A 22,743-nucleotide genomic window follows, 5' to 3' on the forward strand; every position below is an offset into this window, starting at 1 on the left:
GGGATGAGCGCCGAGCGTCGGACGAACGAGCCGCCAAGTTCTCCCCAGGAGGAGCCGAGGCGCGGCGACCAGCGCACGGAGGAGCAGCCGGAGCGGCGCGGCGACGACAGCTCGGCCTCCGGAGGTCTCGAGCGCGCGTATCTTCGCGTCCAGTACCTCTACGAGATCAGCAAGCAGCTCACGCAATTCGAAGGCGTCCGACGGACCGTCCCGGCGATCCTCGCGATCGTCGCGCGGGCGCTCCCCCTCCGCACCGCGCTCCTCATCCTGGAGATCCCAGGCCGCCTTCAGCCAGAGACCATCGTCTGGAACGCCGAAGAGGTCAGCGCCGATCGACTCGACGCCGCGAGGTCTCATGCCAGGACCTCGTACGCCTATCTCGCCGGATCGGACGCCGCGCGGTCGGCCGACCTGGAGGGCGAGCCGACCACGACGACCGTGCCTTCCGGAGAGCCTGCCAGGGGCCAGCGGGCGGAGGCAGAGGCGCGCGGGTACTTCGTCCTCCTCCCTCTCGTCGTCGAGCGGCGGCCGATCTTCGGCGCTCTCCAAGTCGAGGGAGCTGCCCGTCTGGAGGAGCCAGATCTCGTGTTCGTGAACGCGGTGGTCAACCAGCTCGCGATCGCGCTCGATCGCCAGGCGGCCATCGACGCCAAGCAGGCGGCCGCGGAGGCGGGGCGCGAGCTCGCCCAGCGGAGACAGGCCGAGTCCGACAGGCACCGGGCCGCCGCCGAGGCGTTGCGGCAGCGCTACGAGGCGCTGGTGGACAACCTCGATCGCTCGTTCGTGTGGGAGGCCGACGCGCGCACGTTTCAGCTCTCCTATGTGAGCGCGCGGGCCGAGGAGCTCCTCGGCTATCCGCGCGGGCGGTGGCTCGCGGAGCCCGACTTCTGGAGCCGCTGCGTCCACCCGGACGATCGCGGCGCGCTCGAGCAGACGTTTCGAAGGACGCTGGCCTCCGAGCAGGATCAGCGCTGCGACCATCGCTGTCGGACGGCGGACAGCGGCGTGCTCTGGCTCCACACCCGCGTGCACATGGAGAAGGACGGCGCCGGCGGGCCTCGGCTTCAAGGCGTCTCGATGGATGTCACCGCCGCGAGGGTGGCGGAGGAGCGGGTCCGTGACCAGCTCGAGTTCACGCGCGCGGTGACCGGCAGCATCGGCGAGGGCGTGCTCGCGATCGATCTCGAAGGGCGGATCACCTTCTTCAACCCCGCCGCCGAGCGCCTGCTCGGCTGGACAGCGGAGGAGGTCCTGGGGCGAGGCGTTCAGGAGGTCATCCGGATTCAACACGCGACCGGGACGTCCATACCTGACGAAGAGCACCCCGCGCTGCGAGCGATCCGGACGGGCGAGCCGGCCCGGGACGACGATGACCTGTTCGTACGCCGGGCTCGAGCGGCCTTCCACGTCAGCTGCACGTTCGCCCCTCTGAAGCGAGAAGGGCAGGTGTCGGGGGCGGTGCTCGTCTTCCAGAACATCATGGAGGTGAGGCGCGCCGAGAAGGCGCAGCGATTGTTCGCGGAGGTCAGCTCGGTCCTCGCCTCGTCGCTCGACTACGCAGAGACGGTCGCCGCGATATCGCGTCTGTTCGTGCCCGCCCTCTCCGATCTCTACTTCGTCGATCTGATCGAGGAGGACGGCCGCGTCGAGCGCCTCCAGCAGACCTCCGTCGATCCCGCGAAGCAGGGGATGACCGAACGGATGGAGCAGATCGCCGGACGGCCGGGCCGGGAGACGCCGCAGGCAAGGGTGCTGCGGACGGGCGAGCCGCTCCTCATCCTCTCCGCGAGCACCGAGTTCGCCCTGAAGCGCATCGCCGACGACCAGGGCCATCAGGAGGCCCTGCACGCAGGAAGCTCGGGAACCGTCATGGTGGTGCCGCTCCTGGCCCGCGGGCGGACCATCGGCGCGCTCACGTTCGTGGGGACGGAGACGGGCCGCCGCTACTCCATCGCCGATCTGGCGGTGGCCGAAGAGGTGGCGCGCCGGACCGCCGTGGCCCTGGAGAACGCGCGCCTGTACCAGCAGGCGCGGCGGGCCATTCGCACGCGGAACGATCTCCTCGCCATCGTCTCTCACGACCTGAGAAACCCGTTGAGCACCGTCCTGGTGGCCTCGGCTCTCCTCATGCAGACGTTGCCAGCCGGCGAGTCGGGAGCGCAAGGCAGGAAGAAGGCCGAGATCATTCGCGCCGCTGCGCAGCACATGCTCCGGCTGATCGGCGACCTGCTCGACGTCGCCGCCATCGAGGCGGGTCGGCTGTCGATGGTGACGCAGAGGCACGCGACGGACGCTCTCGTCCACGACGCTCTCGCGATGCAGCAGACGCTGGCGACGGAGAAGCACGTGGTGCTCGAGGGCGAGCTCCCGGGCGGGGGCAGCTTCGAGGTGCTGTGCGATCGCGAGAGGGTCCTCCAGGTCCTGGCGAACCTGATCGGCAATGCGATCAAGTTCACGAGGGCGGGAGGGATCATCACCGTTCGAGCGGAGCCACGCGGTAACGAGGCGCTCTTCGCCGTGGCGGACACAGGGTCGGGGATTCCTCCGGATCAGCTCCTTCACGTCTTCGACGAGTTCTGGCAGGCGAAGGAGACGGCGCGTCTGGGGACCGGGCTGGGGCTCACGATCGCGAAGGGCTTCGTGGAGGCCCACGGCGGGAGGATCTGGGCGGAGAGTCGGCCCGGAGTTGGCACCACGTTCTTCTTCACGCTCCCGCTCGCCCCGCCGGAGGGAGCAGATCCGCGGGATTTATCGCGTGCCTACATGTAGGGAATTTGGATCCAGGTTGCCGGTCGGGGTACGCTGCAAGTTTCGCCGCAAAAAAGTTGTTCGTTCGGCGCGCCATGACGTACCCAGTCGAGCGCGCCCCCGGCCTCCATGGAATCGGGTGGGCGTCGAGCTCTCACCACGTCGACGGCGCCTCCTCAGCGCCGGAGAGATGGGCATCCGAGCGGGCTCGGCCGTCGGACAGCCACGTCTCTCGAACTATTTTTCAAGGAGGTTTCTTGTGTCAAAGGTAGTCGTCGTCACCTCGGGCAAGGGCGGAGTCGGCAAGACCACCACGACCGCAAACCTCGCGTCCGGTATCGCGGCTCTCGGTTACAAGACGATTGCCATCGATTTCGATGTGGGGTTGCGCAACCTCGACCTCGTGATGGGGTGCGAGCGCCGCGTGGTCTACGATTTCGTCAACGCGATCCGCGGCGAGGCGACGCTCCGCCAGGCCGTGATCAAGGACAAGCGGATCGAGACCCTCTACGTGCTCCCCGCCTCGCAGACGCGGGACAAGGACGCCCTCACGCTCGACGGCGTCGGGCGCATCCTGGACGAGCTGCGCGCCGCGGGCTTCGAGTACATCTTCTGCGACTCGCCGGCGGGCATCGAGTGGGGCGCCCAGATGGCGATGTATTTCGCCGACGAGGCGATCGTGGTGACGAACCCCGAGGTCTCCTCGGTGCGCGACTCGGACCGCGTGCTCGGCCTGCTCGACGCGAAGACGCGCAGGGCGGAGCTCGGCGAGGAGGCGATCAAGACGCACCTCCTGCTCACGCGGTACGCGCCGGAGCGCGTCGCCAAGGGCGAGATGCTGGCGCACCAGGACGTGATGGAGCTCCTCGGCATCCCGCTGCTCGGCGTGATCCCGGAGTCGACGGCGGTGCTCCAGGCGTCGAACGCCGGGACGCCCGTGGTGCTCGATCCGACGAGCGACGCGGCGCAGGCCTACCTCGACGTGGTCCAGCGCTTCCTCGGCGAGGAGCGCCCGCACCGCTTCCTGGAGCCGGCCAAGAAGGGGTTCTTCAGCCGAATTTTCGGCGGCCAGGCGGCGACCGCCTAGGGGGATCTACCATGTCGATCATGGATTATTTCCGGAGGACGCAGCCGAAGTCGGCGACCCTGGCGAAGGAACGTCTGCAGATCATCGTGGCGCGCGAGCGCGTGCGCACGACAGGCGAGCCGGACTACCTGCCACGGCTCAAGCAGGAGCTGCTCCAGGTCATCTCGAAGTACGAGCGGATCGATCTGGATCAGGTGAGCGTGAACGTGGAGCGGAGCGGTGATTGCGACGTGCTCGAGCTGAACGTCGTGCTCTCCGAGTCGGAGCGGGCCGCCGTGCGCGCCGCAGCGTCCCGCGGGGGCGCCCCCGCCTCGCGGAACTGCTGACGCGAGGCGCGCGAGGCGCGCCTCGATCCGGCTCCGGCGCTCCACGAAGGATCGGCGAATAGCGCCATCATTTCAGCGTCGGAGCTTCCCAGTCTACCCAGTCCGACATGCTGAGCGAGCCGCCCGAGCCCACGACGAGCTCTCCGGGGGCCTCGCCCTCGTGCTTCAGGAACTTTGCGATATTACGGACGAGCAGGCCGCGCGGCGCGATCATGGCGATCAGCGCATGCGTGTCGATGGGGAGCTTGACGGCGTTCGAGACGTTGTTCTTGAAGACAAATGGATCGAAGTCGTTGCTGAGCCAGTTTAGCCCGTAGTCGTTGTGGTCCGTCCGCTCCCTACCCAGCACGTCGGCGATGCGGTAGGCCGGAACCCCGGCGGTGCTCGTCTCGTGGGGGATCGTCAGGGCGATTCGATCGTCGAGGACGCCTATGGCAAATGCGCCCTTGCCGTTGCGCGAGCATCCCGTGACAGTCGTGCGGTGCCTGTCGTGGGGGGACGCCATGGCGACGGACGCGGCGACGACAGTGGCGAACGAGGCGCCGCAGCAGACGTGGGTACGCCCGGATCACTCGGTGATTTCTCTGCCCTCCGCCATCGCGATCTCCCGCGCCCGCTCGGACGCCGCCCGGATCAGCGGGCCGAGGAGCTCCGCCGGCGATCGCTCCTCGGTCCAGCCCGGCGGCGCGCCGAGCTGGGTCAGGAGCGCCGCATGCGCGGAAGGCGGCGCGAGCGTCACGTCAAGCGCCGGCGGCGCCTCGCGCCAGGCGTCGAAGTCTTTCGCCTCCATGGGGCCGAGCGTCACCGTCGCCACGGGCGGCGCCTCGGCGGCGCAGGGAGCGCCCTTTCGGCCCCCACGCGCTCTTTTGCCGCCCGGCGCGCTGCCCCGCGCGGCGCGGAGCGCCTCGATCACCTGCTCGCGCGTGCGCCCGCGGAGCTCGAACAACAGGAACGGGTCCCTGTCGAGGGCCTCCCCGAGCACGTAGTGGGTCGCGGCGACGTGCTTGCAGGGGTTCGCCCAGTCGGGGCACGAGCAGGCGGTGGTGAGGTCCTCGGGTCGCTCCGGGAACAGGCTCGCCCCGGCGCTCCGGAACGCCTCGTCGATCTCCTCCGGCATCCGGCCCGCGAGCAGGTCCGCCGCGAACTTCGCCCGCTCGGCCATGGCGTCGATCGCCTTCGCCCACGTGGCGTCGTCGAGCCGCGCGAGCGTGAGGATCACCTTGTACGGCTGCGGCCGCGAGCCGGTCACGCGCGCGGTCACGAGGCCCGGCTTCACCGTGAGGTCGTGCGTCCGCCCGGCGCGCGCGTACGTGCGCCCGCGCGCGAGGCGGGCCGCGTCGTCCGGCGACATCCGCTCGAGCGCCTCGACCCAGCGCTTGCCCCACCAGGTCGCGCCGGCCCGCTTCATCCGGATGCCCCGCGCAGGCGGCGGCGGCTTCGGGCCGGCCTCGCGATGGAACGGCACCCAGCGCGCCGGCGGGCTCATGTCTGCGCTTCTCCTCGCGCGCGCGGCGCGCGGCGCCCGGCACCCCGCCCCCGGGCGCCGCGTGGCCCGCGCCGCTGCTCCGGCTCGCCGCCCGGGGTATCGTCGTCGCCTCGCTCGCCTCGCTCGCCCCGCTCGCCCTCCGGCTCGTCGCGGTCGTCCAGCTCGCCCGCGATCGCCACGGCGTCCCGCGACAGCGCGAACAGCTCGCGCAGCGACGCGTTGTCGAGCTCGGTGATCCACGCCTCGCCCTGGCCCACGACCTGCGCCGCCAGATCGCGCTTCTGCTCCAGCATCCGGTCGACCTTCTCCTCCACGGTGCCCGCGCACACGAGCTTGTGGACCTGCACCGCGCTCCGCTGCCCGATCCGGTGCGCGCGATCCGTCGCCTGGTCCTCCACCGCGGGGTTCCACCAGCGATCGAAGTGGAACACGTGGCTCGCCGCCGTCAGGTTGAGCCCCGTGCCGCCGGCCTTGACCGAGAGGACGAAGACGCGCGGCCCCCGCGGATCGCCCTGGAACCGCCGCACCATCTCGTCGCGCGCGAGCCTCGGCGTGCCGCCGTGCAGGAAGAGGACCTCCGTGTCGAGCGACGACGCGAGGTGCCGGACCAGCCGGTCGCCCATCTCGCGGAACTGCGTGAACACGAGCGCGCGATCCCCTCCCGCGAGCGCCTCCTCGAGCATCTCCGTGAGGCGCGCGAGCTTGCCCGACCGGCCCGCGAGCGGCCCCGCTTCCCCGAGGCACTGCGCGGGGTGGTTGCAGATCTGCTTGAGCATCGTCAGGAGCGCGAGCACGAGCCCGCGCCGGGCGATGCCCTCGGCCTCCTCGATGCGGCGCATCGCCTCGTCGAGCGCCGCCTGGTAGAGGGTCACCTGCTCGCGCGTGAGCGTGCAGAAGACCCGCGCCTCGATCTTCGGCGGGAGGTCCGGAACCACGGCCGGATCGCTCTTGACGCGTCGCAGCAAGAACGGTCCGACGATGCGCCGGAGCCGCTCTGCGGCCTCCCGGTTGCCGTAGCGCTCGATGGGCACCGCGTAGGTGCGCCGGAACGCCTCGAGCGGGCCGAGCAGGCCGGGGTTCGCGAACTCGAGGATCGACCAGAGCTCGGCGAGGCGGTTCTCGACGGGCGTGCCGGTCAGCGCGACGCGGTGCGGGGCGCGGAGCGCGCGCGCGGCGCGGGCCGTGCGCGAGGCGGCGTTCTTGATGTTCTGCGCCTCGTCCAGCACGACCGCGGCCCAGTCCACGCCGGCGAGCATCGCGGCGTCCCTGCGGAGGAGGCCGTACGTGGTCACGACGAGCCCGCCGTCCGTGTTGCGGGCGCCCTGAGCGCCGCCCGCGCGCTGCGCGCCATCTGCCCCGGAGGCCCGCGCCGCGAGCTCCTCGGCGGAGCGGGCGCGCCCCTCGCCGTAGTGGCGCACGAGGGGCAGGGCAGGGGCGAAGCGCGCCGCCTCCCGCTCCCAGTTGCCGACCACCGACGTCGGCGCGACGAGCAGCGTCGGGCGCGCGTCCTCCGGCGCCGCCGCCCGCCGGCCCGCCAGGAACGCGAGCAGCTGGACCGTCTTGCCGAGGCCCATGTCGTCGGCCAGGCAGGCGCCCAGGCCGAGGCTCGCCATCGTCTGCAGCCAGGCGACGCCGCGCGCCTGGTACGGGCGCAGCGTCCCCGCGAACCCCTCCGGCGGCGCGGCGGCGCGCTCCGCGCCCGAGCGCAGCCGCGCGATCGCCCGCGCGAGCGCCCCCTCGGCGACCACGGACACCGAGAGGCCGTCGACCTGGGCCTCGCCCGCGAGCGCGACCTCGAGCGCCTCGCGCGTCGAGAGGCGCCCGCCGCCGGCCTCGAGGCGCCGCTTGATCTCGGCGAGCTCCTCGGGCACCACGACGACCCAGGCCCCGCGATGCCGGACGAGCGGCGACTTCTGCCGCGCGAGCGCGGCGAGCTCGCGCGCCGAGAGCGGCTCGTCGCCGAGCGCCGCCTCCCACGCGAAAGCGAGCGCCTCGTCGAGGCCGAGCCCGGCGCTGCCCGCGACCACGCCGGCCGTGCGGCCCGTCGCGCCGACGCGCATGCGGAGGCGTAGGCGGCGCTGCCCCGAGGCGAGGAGCTCGCCCGGCACGACCACGCCGAAGCCGGCCTCGCCCAGCGCCGGGGCGGCCTGCGCGAGGAACGCCCATGCCTCCGCGGGATCGAGGGCCACGCGCACCGGCCGCGCCTCGCCGAGGGCCCGCGCGATCGGCGCGAACAGCCGCGCTGCGGCGCCGAGCGCGCCGAGGAGCGCCTCCTGCGGATCGGAGAACGCGCGCCCGAGCGCCTTCAGCGTGCGCCCCCGGGCCTTCCACACGTCGGCGGCGGGGACGAGCAGGCTCGGATCGTCGGTGGCCTGCAGCAGGAAGCGGAGCAGGAAGCCGCGGTCGCCCTCGGGCAGCTCCAGCCGGAAGCAGGCGCGCAGCGCGTCGCAGGCCCCGAGCGCGGGCCGGACCCAGGCGTCGAGGTCGGCGACGAGCGCGCGCTCGGCGAGCCCCTCCGTGGCGAGGGCGGGCTGCGCGCCCGTCAGGGCGAGGACCAGCCGGTGCTCCCAGGGCGCGTGCGCCCGCCGCGGCGGCGCCTTCGGGCGGTTCGTCGCGCTGCCGCGCGCGAGCGCGTCCGCCACGGCGTCAAGGAAGGCGCGCAGCAGCGCCTCGGCGGACCAGACCTCCGCGGCGGCGGCCGCGCGGGGGCGCCCGCGGCCTTGGCGAGCGACCGCGGCCTGCGCGCCCGCCGGCACCGCGTGCGCCGCCGGCGGCATGGCGCGGGCGAGCGCCGCGACGCGCGCGGCGTCCTCCGGGGCCGCGAGCGACGCCGCCCAGCGGGCCTCCGCGCTGCCGCCGGTGGCGCCGGAGGGCGTGACGCGGGGCACGACCCGCTCGCGCACCACGAGGTCGAGCGCGAGCTTGCTCGCCAGGCTCCACGCGGCGACGGACGGCGGCGCTCGGCCGAGGTCGTCCTGGGCCATGCGGGCGAGGGCGGACACGCCGTCGAGGAGCGGCGCGGCCTCTCCGGCCTTCCTCACGGCGCGGCCCGCCTCGGAGACCACGGCCGCCTCCGCCGGGGTCGTCGCGCCGAGCGACCGGGCCGCGAGCCGCTCAGGGGCCGTGTCGTCCCACAGGAAGAAGCGGAGATCGTCGGGCAGAAAGACGAGCGGCATCGACGCGCAGATTCATTGCACAACCGGGCAGGACGAAAAGGGCCTTCGCGCGTCGCGAGGTGAAAAAAGCGGCTGGCCGGGCGGGAGCGCACCCGCTGAAGCACGGGTAGCGACCACTCCGTCGTGAGCCAGTGAATTGCCAGAATTTGTTTGGAGCCTCCGATTCGCGGGATCGGAGAGCCCATCATGGAAAAGATCATGCCTTGATGGAATGAGCGCCGCGGCGCGCCCGGGTGGATGCATGACGAGCTCGATCGGCTGGCAGGCGAGGCGCGCGGCGTCACGCGGCTCGCAGCCGGCGCCCGCGCCCCCGGCCGTTCCTCTCGCGCCGACTTCTTTCACCCACACCATACGTGTGCGTCTCTGCGCCCAGGGCGCCGCGCGGGCCGAGCGCCATGCTCGTGGCGCTGCCTACGCATGTCTGGCCAGTAGAGGATGGGGCGGCGCTCACGCCGGAGCTGTCGCGCCCGGGGGGGGGCGCGGCGGGGATCGAGGAGCCCGTGGCGCCTGCGGCCTGTAGCGCCTGCGGCCTGTAGCGCCTGCGGCCTGTAGCGCCTGCGGGTGGAGAGCTTCCTCAGCATTTTAGACCTCGAACGAGGCGCGGGGAGTGATAGTCTCATGGATCATGACAAGACATCATTTCGCGACTCGCTTCTGCGCTGTGCTCGCATCCTTCTGGCTGCCCGTCATCGCTTGTTCGGCGAGCGGCGGTGGCGGCGAGGGCAACACCGCGGGGAATGGCGCGGGCGGCCAGAGCACGAGCGGCGCCGGCAGCAGCAGCACCGGCAGCGACGATTTCGACGACGATTTCGGCGGCGATTTCGGGCTGACGACCTCGGGCTCCGGCGGCCCGTCACAGGCTGATGCCGGTCACCAGACGACCTGCGATGACGCAGGCAACTGCACCTGCATCAACATCGCGTCGATCGGTCACGAAGGTGTCTGGGGTCCGTGCAGCAGTGACAGCACCACGGCGCTTCAGAACTGGTTGAACACGCAGAGCACGGCCCAGGTCGACAACTACAACATGGAGAAGCCCACGCTCACGCCGGAGTTCCTCGCCAAGTACGACGTGATACTCCTTCAGTGGATGGTGACGAAGGGCGTACAGAACGACGACGGGGCGCCCTGGCAGTTCACGGCTGACGAGGTGAACGCGCTCAAGGACTGGGTCAACAACGGCGGTGGTCTCATCGCGCTGAGCGGTTATCAGTGCAATGGACAGGGATGCACCGTCCACGACGTCACGGCGACAAACCAGCTCCTCTCGTTCACGGACATCCAGTTCAACGCCGACGGCGTGCTAGATCCTGCGCAGAACGGCTGCCCGGACTGCAACTGCTGGGGCGGCCCGGTGCCGGTCGGCGGCCCGCTCCCCGGGAGCGTGGGCACCTGGAACCAGGACACACCGATCGGCAAGGACATCCAGAGCGTGGGCGCGTACGTCGCGCGCTCGATCAAGTCGACGACCGCGATCGTCGATTGCACCGACGGCAGGAACAACTTCGCGGTGCACGAGGAGGTCGGCAAGGGCCGTGTCGTCGCGTATGGCGACGAGTGGGTGACCTATTCGGGCCAATGGCTCGGGACGGCGTCGTGCCTCAACCCCCAGATGTTCACGGACCCGAACAGCCCCTGCTATCAGAGATCAGCGGCGCAGGTCTTTCAGATCCCGCAGTTCTGGTACAACGCGGTAAAATACGCGGCGTCGTCGGTCGAGTGTTTCACGATCGAGGACCCGGCCATCGTCAAGTAATCTATCAGCGAGAGTCGTCTCGCCTGCGGCTTCGCCTCCCAACTCCATGGGGCAGGGCATGAAGAACGCCGCGGAGGACAGGAGACGCCAGGGCTCTCGCTCCTGTCAAGCATGGCCTGCCCGTGGGACCTCGGGGCGACTGCCCCCGGGCGATGGAATTCGAGGCCAGGGCGCCCTTCGACGGCTATCGCGCCGCAGGCGGCAACAGAATCCTGGTGCATGGGGGTCCCAAATCTCTTGCGTCGCGCGTGGCTCGCCTCTACGCAGGCGCGACTTTGGGTGCTCTCCGCGGCAAGCTCACCTTCTCCCGGTTCTTCGTGCTCGGCGATCCGCCCGACAATCTCGCCGGCACGTCGATGAAGCGCGTCCGCGCCGCCGCCTCGCAGCCGCTCGTCCCGGAGGAGGACGAGAGCGAGCGCTACGGGTGGTGCTCGATCGAGGACCCGATGGATGTGGACCTCGACCACGAGAAGGTCTTCTTCAACGAGTACGTCTGCCTCGGCCTGCGCGTCGACCGCTGGGTCGTGCCCAAGCCGCTGCTGCAGGCCCACCTCCGGGACGCGGAGGCGGCGCTGCTCGAGAGAAAGGGCCTGGAGCGGCTCGGGAAGAAGGCGCGCGCCGATCTCAAGCTCTTCGTGCTGAAGAAGCTCCGGCGGCAGCTCATCCCGGTCACCAGGAGCACCGACCTCGTCTGGAACACGGGGACCGGCATGGCGCGCTTCTTCAGCCAGTCGCCGCGCGTGCACCTCCTCGTCCAGGAGCTCTTCGAGAAGACGTTCCGCCTCAAGCTGGTCCCGGAGAGCCCCGGCACCGCGGCGGAACGGCGCCAGCTGGACGCGCGCGCGGAGAAGCTCTGGGAGGCGCTCGAGCCGACCTCGCTCGCGCGGCCCGGAGACGCGGCGTGACGGATCTCGTCGAGCGCATCGAGCGCAATCGCTTCGTCGGGCGCGAGTTCCTGCTCTGGCTCTGGTTCGAGAGCATGCTCTTCGAGACGAACCTCGCTCCGACGGGCGAGCCAGCGTGCGCGCTCTGGCTGGAGGCGCGCCTCACGCTCGCCTTCGAGAAGGATGAGAGCGTGCTCAAGACCGCGGCGCCGGGCGCGGCGCCCGAGGCGAAGGAGGCGCTGCGCCAGGGCAAGCTCCCGCGCGAGGCGCGCCTGCGGCTGGTGTCCGGCGAGCGCGAGTATGCGTGGCTCTTCAAGGGGGACACGCTCGGTCTCGCGAACCTGTCGATCCCGGCGGAGCTCACGAAGAAGGACGACGAGGTCCACGAGGTGCTCTACGAGCGGATGCGCCTGGTCGAGGCGCTCGAGGCGACGCTCGACGCGCTCTTCAGCGACTTCCTCGCGCTCCGCCTCGCGGGGGCGTGGGAGGCCGCGGTCGTGCCCGCGCTGGTCCGCTTCGCGCACGACGAGGCGGTCGACGAGGCGTCGTACCTGAAGGCGAAGCAGCGCGCGCTCGGGAAGCGCTCGCGCTGATCGAGCGCGCGGTCTGGCTGGCCCCAACCTGGGTCGCTGGCCCCAACCCGGGACGGGTAGCGCCGTCGCGAATGTAGGCGGCGGCGCTCCTTCCGCATTCTTCCCGTTCCTTCAAGGCTTTCTCGAAGAGCCCAGTCCAGCCATCTCGCCTTGCCCTCGATCGCCAGGCGCTCCGCGCTCGGGTCGCTCCTGCCTGCGATGCGGCATCGACTACATTGCCGCGCGCCGGTGGATGGGTCAGGGTTTCGGCGGCGCGCGTGGCTGACCCTGCTCGGCGCGGCGCCGGCACGATGAGGGGATACGTGCTGCCCCCTTGTCCCTCCTCGCCCGGTCCTCGACAGAGGCTGTCCTGTCCCTCGAATCCATCGCGCGGGCTGGTGCGCTCGCGACGAGAGGAGATCGCCGTGACGAGAGGAGACGTAGATGCGCGCCCTGGACACGCGGTGTCTTTCTGAGGCTCGGATGGACTGAAGAAGCTCGAACGACGGGGGCGGAGCGTCGCCGACACGTTGGCGCTCGCGAGATCCGGTCGTCGCAGGACGGACGAACAGGCCCGCGACTCGCGCTGTCCCGCGAGGGGGCCGGTTCGCGCCGCCTGTCATTCACTCGCGCAGCAGCGAAGGAGGTTTCCTCGTGATCGCTAGAGATTTTCCTGGCGGCCCGCGCTCATGCGGGCTCGGGGCGGTGATCGCCGGCGTCCTTGTAGGCCTGTCGGCGACCGCCGGCTGCTCGGACGGGGAATACGGGCCTCAGGGCTCGGGTGGACACGAGCCGCTGGGCTCTGGAGGTGCAGATCCCGGACCGGGGTCGTCGCTCGCGGCGGGCGGATCATCGCCTGTCGCGCCCGGGGGCAGCGAGCCGCCGACGTCGTATTCGCCGGACGACGGCGCGACGCCCGCACCGGGCGATCCGCCGCCGACCATCGGCTCGCTCCGGGGCGTCCGGGTCCCGGAGCCGGACAACCTGTCTCGGTACGTCAAGAGCAGGGAGAAGGCCGTCGCGCTCGGGAAGGCGTTGTTCTGGGACATGCAGGCGGGCAGCGACGGCGTGGCCTGCGCGACATGCCACTTCCACGCCGGCGCCGACCATCGCAAGAGAAACCAGCTCAGCCCCGGGCTCAGCAACCAGGACCCCGAGCGGCGCGAGCGGTTCGACCCCACGGGGGCGGGCGCGAGAGGCGGACCGAACCACGCGCTCCAGGCGAGCAACTGGCCGCTCTTTCGCCTCGCCGACCCGGGTGACCGCGCGTCGGACATCCTCTTCGAGACCGACGATATCGTCTCCTCGCAAGGGGTGTTCCACGCCCGTTTCAACGCCATCGTGCCCGGGAGCGAGAAGGACGACTGCACGCTGCTGCCGGACATCTTCCAGGTGCAAGGGGCGAACGTGCGGCGCGTCGAGCCGCGGCACACGCCCACCGTCATCAACGCGGCGTTCAACTTCCGCAATTTCTGGGACGGGCGCGCGAACAACCATTTCAACGGAGTGAACCCCTTCGGCAGGCGCGACCCGGACGCCGCCGTCCACGCCGTGCGCGACGGCGCGCTGGTCCGCGAGCAGGTCGACCTGGACAACTCGAGCCTCGCGTCGCAGGCGGTCGGCCCGCCGCTCAGCCCCTTCGAGATGTCGTGCGAGGGCAGGACGTTCCCAGACATCGGCAGGAAGCTCCTGAAGCTGAGTCCGCTCGCAGGCCAGGGCGTGGACCCGACCGACAGCGTGCTCGGCGCGCTCCGCCATCCGAGCGGACAGGGGCTCGCGCCGTCGTATCGGGACCTCATCGAGGGGGCCTTCGAGGACCCGTACTGGCGCTCGGACCAGCGCGTCGACGACCGGCCCCTCGTGGAGGCGAACTTCTCGCTGTTCTGGGGCATCGCCATCCAGCTCTACGAGGCCACGCTCGTGTCCGACGACACCCCGTTTGATCGCTTCGCCGAAGGGGACAGCGCCGCGCTGAGCGACAAGGAGCGCGCGGGGCTCGCGATCTTCGAGGGCAAGGGCAAGTGCATCAACTGCCATCGTGGCCCCGAGCTCACGGGCGCCGCCACCCACCTGCAGGACGAGGCCGAGGAAGGCGGGCTGATCGAGCGGATGCTGATGGGGGACGGCCGCCCCGCGCTCTACGACAACGGCTTCTACAACATCGGCGTCCGGCCGACCGAGGAGGACGTGGGCGCCGGAGGCCTCGACCCCTTCGGCAATCCGCTCTCGTTCACGCGGCAAGGGGGGCTCCTCGCCGCAGGCCAGGACGTCCCGGATCCCCTCCGCATCGACCCGGCGTCGTTCGAGGTCCATCCGGGAACGCCGATCGATCCGCGCGAGCGCGACGCGGTCGACGGCGCCTTCAAGGTCCCGACCCTCCGGAACATCGCGCTCACAGGCCCCTATTTCCACAACGGCGGCGCGCTGACGCTCGCGCAGGTTGTTGAATTTTACAACCGAGGCGGCAACCGGCGCGACAGGGAGGACGGCGACACGACGGGGTTCGGGCCGAATCGGACGAACCTCGATCCGGACATCGAGCCGCTCGGGCTGACGGACGGCGAGAAGGAGGCGCTGGTGGCGTTCCTGGAGGCGCTCACGGACGAGCGGGTCCGGTTCGAGCAGGCGCCGTTCGATCACCCGCAGCTCTTCGTCGCCGACGGCCACTACTGGAACGAGTGGACAGCGATCGACGACGGCACCGGCCGTGCGCGCGAGAAGATCAAGGAGATCCCGGCGATCGGCGCCGAGGGGCGCAGGGCGAAGGATCTGCCCCCGCTCGAGCCGTTCAACCCGCTCTGAGCACCGCGCACGCCCGCGGTCGACGCGCCAGCGCGCGCGGCGTCGCTTCCGTCGCCGTCTACAGGGGAGATGCGCGGGCGGCGCGCGTACAGGGCCAACGTTGGCCCGGAGAACGGCAACGGCGCGCCGCGCGGGGCCAACTCCGGTAGCCGTGCGGGCGCGCCGTTGACGTTCGGCAGGCACGATCTCCGCACCTGCTACATGGGATCGCTGGCGATGCCGCGGCTCCTCACGTTCCGCGCGCCCGTCGCGGGGCTCCCGCTCGCGCACCTGCGGTGATCCCCCCCGACGTGATCTGGATGCGCCCGCTCGACCTCAGGATGCCGAGCGCGAAGACCGATGGAGGAGGAGGAATCACGGCTCAGCCGTGACCTCCGCGGTCAGCGTCGGGCGGAGCGCCAGCGAATTGGTGACCAGGCACGCCGCCTCGGCCTTTTCGAGGAGGCGCCGCGCACGGTCCGCATCCTCGGCGGTGGGCAGCACGAGGCGGGCGCGCAGGTGCAGCGCGGTGAACCGGACGACCCCCTCGGCGCGATCCAGAATGCCTTCGGCGTCACAGTCGAGGCGTCGCCAGGCCAGCTTCGACGCCGCCGCGATCGCTCGGAAGGTGAGGACGAAGCAGTCGGCCGCGGCCGCCACGAGCAGGGTCTCTGGGGACCACTGGTCTCCTGGGCCTCCGAACTGCGGCGGCGGCGCCGTCGGGAGTGCCGGGAGGCCATCGGAGTGGATGAGGACGCTCCCCGCGGTCTCCCCTGCGGCGCGGACGGCATAATGATGCGGATACGCTTGCACGGCTGCTCCCTCCTCTGGGCGGGCGTTACGCGAGATATCCCGTCCACAATGTCGCCGGCGATGTCTCCGCGCAAGCGGCGGGTTCGCGCGCTACGGCCCTGCGCGGAAATGCCGTGGCACAGACGATGCCGTTCACCGTTCGTCAACCGGGGAGGAAGGAATGTCGTGCACATCGCCGGAGACGGCGACGAGTGGCCCGCGCCGTCCACTCGGGGACCAAGGAGGAGCACGATGTCGATTCGAACGACTCTTCGCGGTTGGACGGCGGGCGTCATGGTCTCCGCCGCGGCTGTGGCCGGCGTGGGCTGTGCGTCGGCTCCGGAGCGAACCGCGAGCGCAACGGAGAGCCCGAAACCGGGCCTCCTCATCAACCTGACGAGCGGAAAAGAAGATCCCCACGCTGCCACCATGGCGCTCATGCTCGCGACCCGATCGCAGCAGGCCGGTCGGCCGGCCGTCCTCTTCCTCAACGTCCACGCACCTCCGCTCGCGGCGCGAGACCTTCCCGACGCCGTGGCACTTCCGGGCGAGGCGCCCGTGAAGAAGCTGCTCGCCGACTTCATCCGTTCGGGTGGCCGGGTGGTCGTCTGCTCGCACTGCCTCGCTGTGGCCGGCCTGAAGAGCGAAGACCTCGTCGCCGGAGCGCAGCCGATCGACGGTGAACGGCTCCTTGAGCAGCTCGATCGCGGCACGATCGCGCTGTCCTATTGACCGCGCGCCGCGATAGACCGCCATGGGGCCGCCTTTCGCCGTGGGGCGAGCCCGCCGCTAGAGGGCGCGCTACGCTCGGCCGAACAGCGCGAGGCACTGATCGTCGAGGACGCCGCCGACCAGATCGACGGGCGCGCCGGAGTTCTCGTTCATCCAGCGCGCCGGGACGGCCAGCTCGCGCTGCGCGCCGCCGGTCGCCTCCGTGACCTCCCGCATCGTGCAGCCGAAGACGACGCGGCTGATCCGGGCGAGCCAGGCCGCGGTGAAGCACATCGGGCAGGGCTCCACGGTCGTGTACAGCGTGTATCCCTGCAAGTCCGGCCCGACGGCCGCGCACGCGCGGCGAACGGCGCCCACCTCGGCGTGGTACGTGAGGTCGCGCTGGCCGTTCACCTCGTCGGTCGCCTCCGCCACGATCGTGCCGTCCGGGGCGACCACCAGGGCGCCGAACGGCGGCTCGCCCGCGCGCTGCGCGCCGCGCGCGAGCTCCAGCGCCCGCGCCATGAGCTCCTCGTCGCGGCTCATCGGACGAGCCTCGGGTCGAGCAGCGACTCCGGCGCCGGCGCCTTCTTGACGAGCTTGGACTGGACGGTGAAGTCGACAACGGACTTCACCGATGCATAGACGGGGCCGGCCTTGTCCGCGGTGCCGAAGAGCTGCTTGTTGTCGGCCAGGTCGTAGATCTTGTCGCCGCTCAGCATGCCCTTCACGTCCTCGGGCGGGGCGTTCAAGTACTTGCCGATGATGGGATATGCCTTGTCGGGCTCGCTCCGCAGCGCCCGGACCCCCTGATCGATGGCGCCGAGCAGCCGGGTGTAGGCCTCGCTCCCCGACGCGAGCTTGGACCTCTGCACGGCCACAGAGTTCGTGATCGTGTCGGGCATGCTGGCGCTCGTGAAGATCACGTGACCTCCGTTCTTGGTCGCCTTGGTGATCCACGGCTCCCAGGTGACCGCGGCGTCGACCTTCCCGGCGACGAACGCGGCGCCGGCGTCGTCGGCGCTCATGCTCGTGATCTTCACGTCGCCGGGGCCGATCCCGCTCTTCTCGAGGCCGAAGAGGAACAGCATGTGGTTGACCTCGCCGAGCGTGAGGGCGACCGTCTTGCCCTTGAGATCGGCCATGGTCGCGATGCCCTCCTTCGCCACCACGGCGTCCGCGCCGTTCGAGCTGTCGACCAGGGCGATGGCCACGACGTCGGTCTCGCTGTTGCCGTTGAGCACCGCGAGGTTCTGCAGGGTGGTGAGGCCGACGTCGAGCTGGCCCGAGGCCAGCGCCGCGAGCGTGTCGCCGGGGTTCGAGAACGGCTTGAGCTCGACGCTCAACCCGGCCTTCTTGAAGAGCTCGAGCTCGTTCGCGAGGAAGACGCCCGAGTAGCCGATCCACAGGTCGTGACCGACGGTGAGCTTGATCGGCGTGGGAGGCGGCGTGGGAGGCGGCGCGGGAGGCGGCGCGGCGGCCCCGGCGCGCGCGCTCGACCCGGCGGCGGCGCCCGGGTCGCTCGGCGCCGCGTCCTTGTTCGAGCAGCCCACGGACAGGACGAAGCAGGCCAGCGCTGCCCCGAGCTCTTGTAAAACGGTCCTTCGTTTCATGATCCCCCTTCTCCCTGTTCCAGTTGCGTGTTGGTGAGCCCGAACAGCAGGCGGTCGCGCTGTGTCTCGGATCGAGGGCGCCCGCGCAGCAACGACATGATCTCCCGCTTCTGGTGCAGGAAGGCCTCGTCGAGCTTGAGCTCCGACGAGCGGGCCGCGCGCGCGAAGGTCACGTCGAGCGTGGCCAGGACGCGGCCTGGCCGCTCGGAGAAGACGACGACGCGATCGGCGAGGAGCAGGGCCTCGTCCACGTCGTGCGTGACGAACAGCGTCGTGATGCGGTGGTGCTGGATGAGGTGGAGCAAGAGCTCCTGCATCTGCTCGCGCGTCTGGGCGTCGAGCGCGCCGAACGGCTCGTCCATCAGCAGCACCTCGGGCTGCACGACGAGCGCCCGCGCGAGGGCGGCGCGCTGCTGCATGCCGCCGCTCAGCTCCGTGGGGTAGCCGTCGCGGAAGTCCCAGAGCCCCACCAGGCGCAGCAGGCTCTCGACCCGGGCCGCCTGCCGATCGCGAGCGCCCGCAACCGCGCGCGCGCGGTTGCGGGCGAGGGTCAGGGGAAAGCGGACGTTCTCCCGCACGCTCAGCCAGGGGAACAGCGTCTGCTGCTGGAACATGAGGCCGATCTCGGCGCCGGGGCCGAGGACGCGCTCGCCGTCGAGCTCGACGGCGCCGGCGGTCGCCGGCTCGAGCCCGGCGACGATGTGCAGGAGCGTCGATTTGCCGCACCCGGAGGGGCCCACCAGGCTGATGAACTCGCCCTCGCGGACGTCCATGTCGAGCGGCGCGAGGGCGTTCGTCGCGCCGCGGCGACCGGAGTACGATTTGCCGACGCCGCGCAGCGACAGCTTCATGCCCCGCCTCCCGTCGTCCAGCGGAAGAGACGGCGCGAGGTCGCGCGGAACACCCAGTCGAGCCCGAGGCCGAGGAGCCCCAGCACCAGCAGGTAGGCGTAGATGCCCGGCGTCTGAAGGAAGCGATAGAAGCGCAGGATGCGAAAGCCGAGGCCCTCGGTCGCCGCCACGAGCTCGGCGACGACGACGTAGCTCCACGCCCAGCCGTTGCACATGCGCAGCGCGCTCCAGATCCCGGGGAGGGCGGCCGGGGTCAGGACGCGCCAGACGATCTCGCGCCGGCTCGCTCCCAGGCTCCGGCTGACGTGGAGCAGGGGCGCCGGGACCCGCCGCACCTCGTCGGCGGTCATGAGCAGCAGCTGAAAGAAGGTGCCCAGAAACACAAGGAGGACCTTCGCGCCCTCGCCGATGCCCGCCACGATCATGACCAGCGGGATCAGCGCCGGCACCGGGACGTAGCGGAGAAACTCGGTCGGCGGCTCGAGCAGCGCGGCGATCGACCGGAACGCGCCGGCGAGCACGCCGAGGGGGACCGCGAGGATCGCGGCGGCGGCGAACCCGGCCGTGACGCGCAGGAAGCTGTGCTGGACGTCGACCCAGAGCTCCTTCGTGACGAGCGCGTCGGCCGTGGCGCGCCCGATGCTCGCGAGCGTCGGCACGATGGCGGCTCTCGCCCCGTCGCGATCCGGGAGCCACGCGTAGACCGCGATCATCAGCAGAAAGCCCGCCGCACCGAGCGGCAGGCGAGCCCGGCCCGGGAGAGCGCGGCCCAGCGCGAGCCAGCGGGGCGGCGCCTGTCCGCACTGTCGCGACGGCGCGCGCAGCTTCGGGTCGACAAGCATCCTCGTGGAGGCCTCCGTGCCTCCCATCGTGACGTTCATTCGAGGCAGATCGAGCCCAGGCAAGAGGCGATTCCGCCCCGAAGACGAGCTCTGGTCCGGGCCTGTGCGCCAGGCGATCAACCGAACTTTCAACCGACCTTCGTAAGGATGATCCCGAAGCGATGTCACCAGTCCGGCGGCAGACCGTCAAGTGGTATCTGGCGCATCGACGCGTCGTTGAGCCACGCAGCCGCGCCGCGGCGTGGGCTCGCGCCCAAGGTCGCGCACGCTGGGTGGAGGTGCGAGGAAAGAGGATGAGTCCCACCGAAGGCCGCCCGACGAGCGGCGAGCGGTGAGGGAGAGCAGGTGAGCGGCGAGGGAGAGCAGGTGAGCGGGGCGGCGGGCTCGCCGTTCACCGGTGCATCATCGGAGGGTGGTGGGCCATGGCCCTCCGCCGCGCCATCGCGTAGCGCACGCCGGCCCGGAGGTCTCTCAGGAGGATGAGCTCGTCGAGCGCCTCGCCGGTCTGCACGAGCGAGCCGGCGGTGCTCGCGGACATGCCGACTACCACGCACTGCGCGCCGAGCAGGTACACGGCCTGCGCCGCGCGCAGGAGGTGATCCGCGACGTCGCTGTCGATGAGCGGAACGCCGGTGAGATCGAGGATCACGAGCTCGGCGTCATGGCGCTCCACGCCTTGCAGCAGCGCTGTCATGAGCTGGCGGCACCGCGCCCTGTCGAGGTGGCCGACGAGCGGCAGGACGAGGACACCCTCGTCGATCGGCAGGAGCGGCGTCGAGAGGGCGGCTATCGTCTCGAGGAGCCGCGACTGGCTGGCGAGGAGGTCGGACTCGATCTGCCGCAGCGCCTCTTCCGTCCTCTTTCGCGCGGTCACGTCGACCACGACCCCGACCATCCCGATCACGCGGCCGCTGGCGTCGCGGAAGGGAACGTTGTTCTCCAGCGTCCAGCCGTCGCTCCCGTCCTCGAGCTTCCACCGGAGCTCCACGTTCAGCCGCGGGACTCCGTCCGACATGATGATCTCGTCGTTCTCGCGGTAGCTGCGCGCGACCTCCGGGACGAAGATCTCCTCGTCGCGCTTCCCGACGATCTTCGCGGCCGAGAGGCGATAGTGATCGGCGTAGGCCTTGTTGACGGCGAGGTAGCGGTGCTCTCGATCCTTGAAGAACACCATCGCCGGGATCGCGTCGAGAAGCGCGGCGTGGCCGGAGCCGTCCACCGAGAAGAACTGGGCCAGCAGCCCATGCTGCTGCTCGGAAGGCCTCTGCGCGCGCGGCCGTCGCGCCTCGGCCAGCTCCTCCTCCAGCTCCGCGACGCGCCTCCGAAGCGCGGCTACCTGTTCGTCAAGCGCCGTATCGTTGTCTGGCTCGGACTGCATTCAGGGTACCACGTGCTGACCGTCACATTTAGCGCATGATTGTCTGGAGCGCAACGCCTGTCAAGCGTGGTCGATGTTCCGTGTCGGCTCTCCGTCGGCTCTTTATCATCGTCGGAGCGCATCGTCGGAGCGCATCGCCGGAGCGCATCGCCGGAGCGCATCGCCGGAGCGGGTGGGCGGAAGCTGTGGATCTCGACCAAGACGCTCCTCGCCCTCGTGGAGATCCGGCCCTCGCGGTGCGCGATGTTCAAGCTGTACCTTGAGCACGTCGACAAGCGCCGGAACCGCGGAGTACTACGGCTATCGTTTCACGGAGCCCGTGAGATCCAGAGCGGCGCTCAGAAGATAAGGAGATGAGCCACGGCGAAAGCGACGCCAACGAGAGGCGTTGGCTGGGTCAGCCCGGTGCTGGTAGCCTCACGCCCCGCTCATGCGCCGCGCCTCCGTCCTGTCGCTCCTCCTCACCTTGGCCGGCTGTGCCGCAAGGGAGCGCCCGCCCGCCGCGCCCCCGACCCCGACCCCGGGGCCGGTCCTCCATGCGGCGGCGCCGGCGGCGCCCGCGCCGGCCGACGCGCCGCTCCTCGTCGCGGAGGAGCCGCCCGCCTGGGTCGACGACCCCGAGCGCCGGACGAAGCTCCTGGCCGTCGTGCCGCAGATCGAGGCCCACCTCGTCGTCGAGCTCGATCGGCAGAGGCTCCCGGGGTTCTCGATCGGCATCGTCGTCGACGGCGACCTCGCGTACTCCCGGGGCTTCGGCCTGAGCGATCCGGCGACCTCGACGGCTCCGGATGCCGATACCGTCTACCGCGTCGGCTCGATCACCAAGACGATCACCGCGACCGCGGTGCTGCAGCTCCGGGACCAGGGCAAGCTCTCGCTCGACGACCCCGCGTCGCGCTACTTCCCGGAGCTCGCGAAGGTGGTTTATCCAACCGCCGACTCGCCGCGGATCACACTGCGGCACCTGCTCACCCATTCTTCGGGGCTGCCGCGGCTCGGTCGGTTCGATTACTCGGATTCGACGCGCGAGGTCACCGCCGCCGAGGTGTGCGCGGCGGTGCCCGGCGCGGTCCTCGAGTACGTCCCCGGGACGAAGGAGGTCTATTCGAACTTCGGGTTCTCGCTCCTCGGGCTCGTCGTCGAGCGCGCCTCCGGGCGCCGCTACCGCGATTACGTGAGCGAGAAAATCCTCGCGCCGCTCGGCATGTCGTCCTCGGTCTGGGACGAGAGCGCCGTCCCGCCGGGGCGCCTCGCGACAGGGCACGTCAGGAAGAACGGCCAGCTGAAGCCGGAGCCCCACTGGCGGTTCGGCGCGTCGGAGGCGGCCGGAGGGCTCTACGCGTCGCTGCGCGATCTGGCACGTTACGCCGCGTTCCAGCTCTCGGCCTATCCGCCGCGCAGCGGCGAGGAGACAGGGCCCCTCCGGCGGAGCTCGGTCCGCGAGGCGCACTCGGCGGCGCGGCCTGCGCACCTGTCGGTCGAGCCGGCGAGCGCCGAGGGGCGCTATGCGGTCGACGCGAGGGCGAGCTGGATCGGGCTCGCCTGGCACGCTCACGAGAGCTGCGAGGAGGACGAGGTCGTCCGGCACAGCGGGGCGGTCGACGGATACTCCGCCTGGGTGGAGCTCTACCCGCGGGCCGGTGTGGGGCTCGTGCTGCTCTCGAGCTCGAACGACACGGACAGGGAGGCGCTGCTCGACAAGGTGCGCGCGGCGCTCCCATGACGAGGGCGCGTGGTCGA

At 70.9% G+C, this 22,743-nt stretch carries 19 protein-coding genes; 10 read left to right on the forward strand and 9 right to left on the reverse strand.

Going from position 1 to position 22,743, the window contains the following annotated elements; all coding sequences use genetic code 11:
- Positions 1–3 precede the first annotated feature (3 nt).
- From WMF17_RS17560 to minE, 3 genes are all read left to right on the forward strand, one after another.
- On the forward strand, positions 4–2,769 hold the full coding sequence (locus WMF17_RS17560) for a sensor histidine kinase (protein WP_437650529.1): 2,766 nt from the start codon (positions 4–6) through the stop codon (positions 2,767–2,769).
- A gap of 238 nt (positions 2,770–3,007) precedes the next feature.
- On the forward strand, positions 3,008–3,835 hold the full coding sequence (gene minD, locus WMF17_RS17565; protein WP_437650530.1) for a septum site-determining protein MinD: 828 nt from the start codon (positions 3,008–3,010) through the stop codon (positions 3,833–3,835).
- 11 nt (positions 3,836–3,846) lie between these two features.
- On the forward strand, positions 3,847–4,161 hold the full coding sequence (minE, locus tag WMF17_RS17570; protein ID WP_437603232.1) for a cell division topological specificity factor MinE: 315 nt from the start codon (positions 3,847–3,849) through the stop codon (positions 4,159–4,161).
- 67 nt (positions 4,162–4,228) lie between these two features.
- On the opposite strand, the gene WMF17_RS17575 is transcribed toward minE, so the two are convergent.
- The 3 genes from WMF17_RS17575 to WMF17_RS17585 all read right to left on the reverse strand — a co-directional run bounded on the left by WMF17_RS17575 (position 4,229) and on the right by WMF17_RS17585 (position 8,823).
- Positions 4,229–4,666, reverse strand: a complete 438-nt coding sequence (locus WMF17_RS17575) for a glucuronyl esterase domain-containing protein (RefSeq protein WP_437650531.1) — start codon at positions 4,664–4,666, stop codon at positions 4,229–4,231.
- A gap of 63 nt (positions 4,667–4,729) precedes the next feature.
- Positions 4,730–5,647, reverse strand: a complete 918-nt coding sequence (locus tag WMF17_RS17580; RefSeq protein ID WP_437650532.1) for an SWIM zinc finger family protein — start codon at positions 5,645–5,647, stop codon at positions 4,730–4,732.
- Positions 5,644–8,823, reverse strand: a complete 3,180-nt coding sequence (locus WMF17_RS17585) for an SNF2-related protein (RefSeq protein WP_437650533.1) — start codon at positions 8,821–8,823, stop codon at positions 5,644–5,646. Before WMF17_RS17585 ends, WMF17_RS17580 begins: the two co-directional genes overlap by 4 nt.
- Before the next feature lie 625 nt (positions 8,824–9,448).
- Here WMF17_RS17585 and WMF17_RS17590 point away from each other — a divergent pair.
- The 5 genes from WMF17_RS17590 to WMF17_RS17610 all read left to right on the forward strand — a co-directional run bounded on the left by WMF17_RS17590 (position 9,449) and on the right by WMF17_RS17610 (position 15,116).
- A complete protein-coding gene (locus WMF17_RS17590) occupies positions 9,449–10,579 on the forward strand; it encodes a hypothetical protein (protein WP_437650534.1) in 1,131 nt (376 codons plus the stop codon).
- A 275-nt stretch (positions 10,580–10,854) separates the two neighbouring features.
- Positions 10,855–11,484: a hypothetical protein gene (locus WMF17_RS17595; RefSeq protein ID WP_437650535.1), complete on the forward strand. Its 630-nt coding sequence runs from the start codon at positions 10,855–10,857 to the stop codon at positions 11,482–11,484.
- Complete coding sequence (locus WMF17_RS17600) at positions 11,481–12,056, forward strand: hypothetical protein (protein ID WP_437603238.1); 576 nt, start codon at positions 11,481–11,483, stop codon at positions 12,054–12,056. Before WMF17_RS17595 ends, WMF17_RS17600 begins: the two co-directional genes overlap by 4 nt.
- Positions 12,057–12,689: 633 nt before the next feature.
- Positions 12,690–14,837: a cytochrome c peroxidase gene (locus WMF17_RS17605; protein WP_437650536.1), complete on the forward strand. Its 2,148-nt coding sequence runs from the start codon at positions 12,690–12,692 to the stop codon at positions 14,835–14,837.
- Positions 14,838–14,906: 69 nt separating this feature from the next.
- Positions 14,907–15,116 (forward strand): hypothetical protein, encoded by a 210-nt coding sequence (locus WMF17_RS17610; RefSeq protein WP_437650537.1) that lies wholly within the window; start codon positions 14,907–14,909, stop codon positions 15,114–15,116.
- Positions 15,117–15,191: 75 nt separating this feature from the next.
- On the opposite strand, the gene WMF17_RS17615 is transcribed toward WMF17_RS17610, so the two are convergent.
- Positions 15,192–15,629 carry an OsmC family protein gene (locus WMF17_RS17615; RefSeq protein WP_437603240.1) on the reverse strand — a complete coding sequence of 146 codons (438 nt, stop codon included), beginning with the start codon at positions 15,627–15,629 and terminating at the stop codon, positions 15,192–15,194.
- Between the two features lie 408 nt (positions 15,630–16,037).
- On the opposite strand from WMF17_RS17615, the gene WMF17_RS17620 reads away from it, so the two are divergent.
- Positions 16,038–16,340, forward strand: coding sequence for a DsrE family protein (locus WMF17_RS17620; protein WP_437603241.1), 303 nt, complete (start codon positions 16,038–16,040; stop codon positions 16,338–16,340).
- 69 nt (positions 16,341–16,409) lie between these two features.
- Here WMF17_RS17620 and WMF17_RS17625 read toward each other — a convergent pair whose 3' ends face one another.
- The 5 genes from WMF17_RS17625 to WMF17_RS17645 form a co-directional block, all read right to left on the reverse strand.
- The gene (locus WMF17_RS17625) at positions 16,410–16,865 is read right to left on the reverse strand and encodes a nucleoside deaminase (protein WP_437603242.1); all 456 of its coding nucleotides are present in this window, start codon (positions 16,863–16,865) and stop codon (positions 16,410–16,412) included.
- A complete protein-coding gene (locus tag WMF17_RS17630; protein ID WP_437650538.1) occupies positions 16,862–17,872 on the reverse strand; it encodes an ABC transporter substrate-binding protein in 1,011 nt (336 codons plus the stop codon). Before WMF17_RS17630 ends, WMF17_RS17625 begins: the two co-directional genes overlap by 4 nt.
- Before the next feature lie 56 nt (positions 17,873–17,928).
- Entirely contained in the window at positions 17,929–18,783 is an 855-nt protein-coding gene (locus WMF17_RS17635; RefSeq protein ID WP_437650539.1) for an ABC transporter ATP-binding protein, read from the reverse strand.
- Positions 18,780–19,664, reverse strand: a complete 885-nt coding sequence (locus tag WMF17_RS17640; RefSeq protein WP_437603245.1) for an ABC transporter permease — start codon at positions 19,662–19,664, stop codon at positions 18,780–18,782. The genes WMF17_RS17635 and WMF17_RS17640 overlap by 4 nt, the downstream gene beginning before the upstream one ends.
- A 352-nt stretch (positions 19,665–20,016) precedes the next feature.
- Positions 20,017–21,003: a PAS domain-containing protein gene (locus tag WMF17_RS17645; RefSeq protein ID WP_437603246.1), complete on the reverse strand. Its 987-nt coding sequence runs from the start codon at positions 21,001–21,003 to the stop codon at positions 20,017–20,019.
- A 430-nt stretch (positions 21,004–21,433) separates the two neighbouring features.
- Here WMF17_RS17645 and WMF17_RS17650 point away from each other — a divergent pair, with 430 nt between their 5' ends.
- A complete protein-coding gene (locus tag WMF17_RS17650) occupies positions 21,434–22,726 on the forward strand; it encodes a serine hydrolase domain-containing protein (RefSeq protein ID WP_437650540.1) in 1,293 nt (430 codons plus the stop codon).
- The last annotated feature ends 17 nt before the right edge of the window (positions 22,727–22,743 follow it).

Source organism: Sorangium sp. So ce362 (assembly GCF_051519845.1).
Lineage (GTDB): Bacteria > Myxococcota_A > Polyangia > Polyangiales > Polyangiaceae > Sorangium.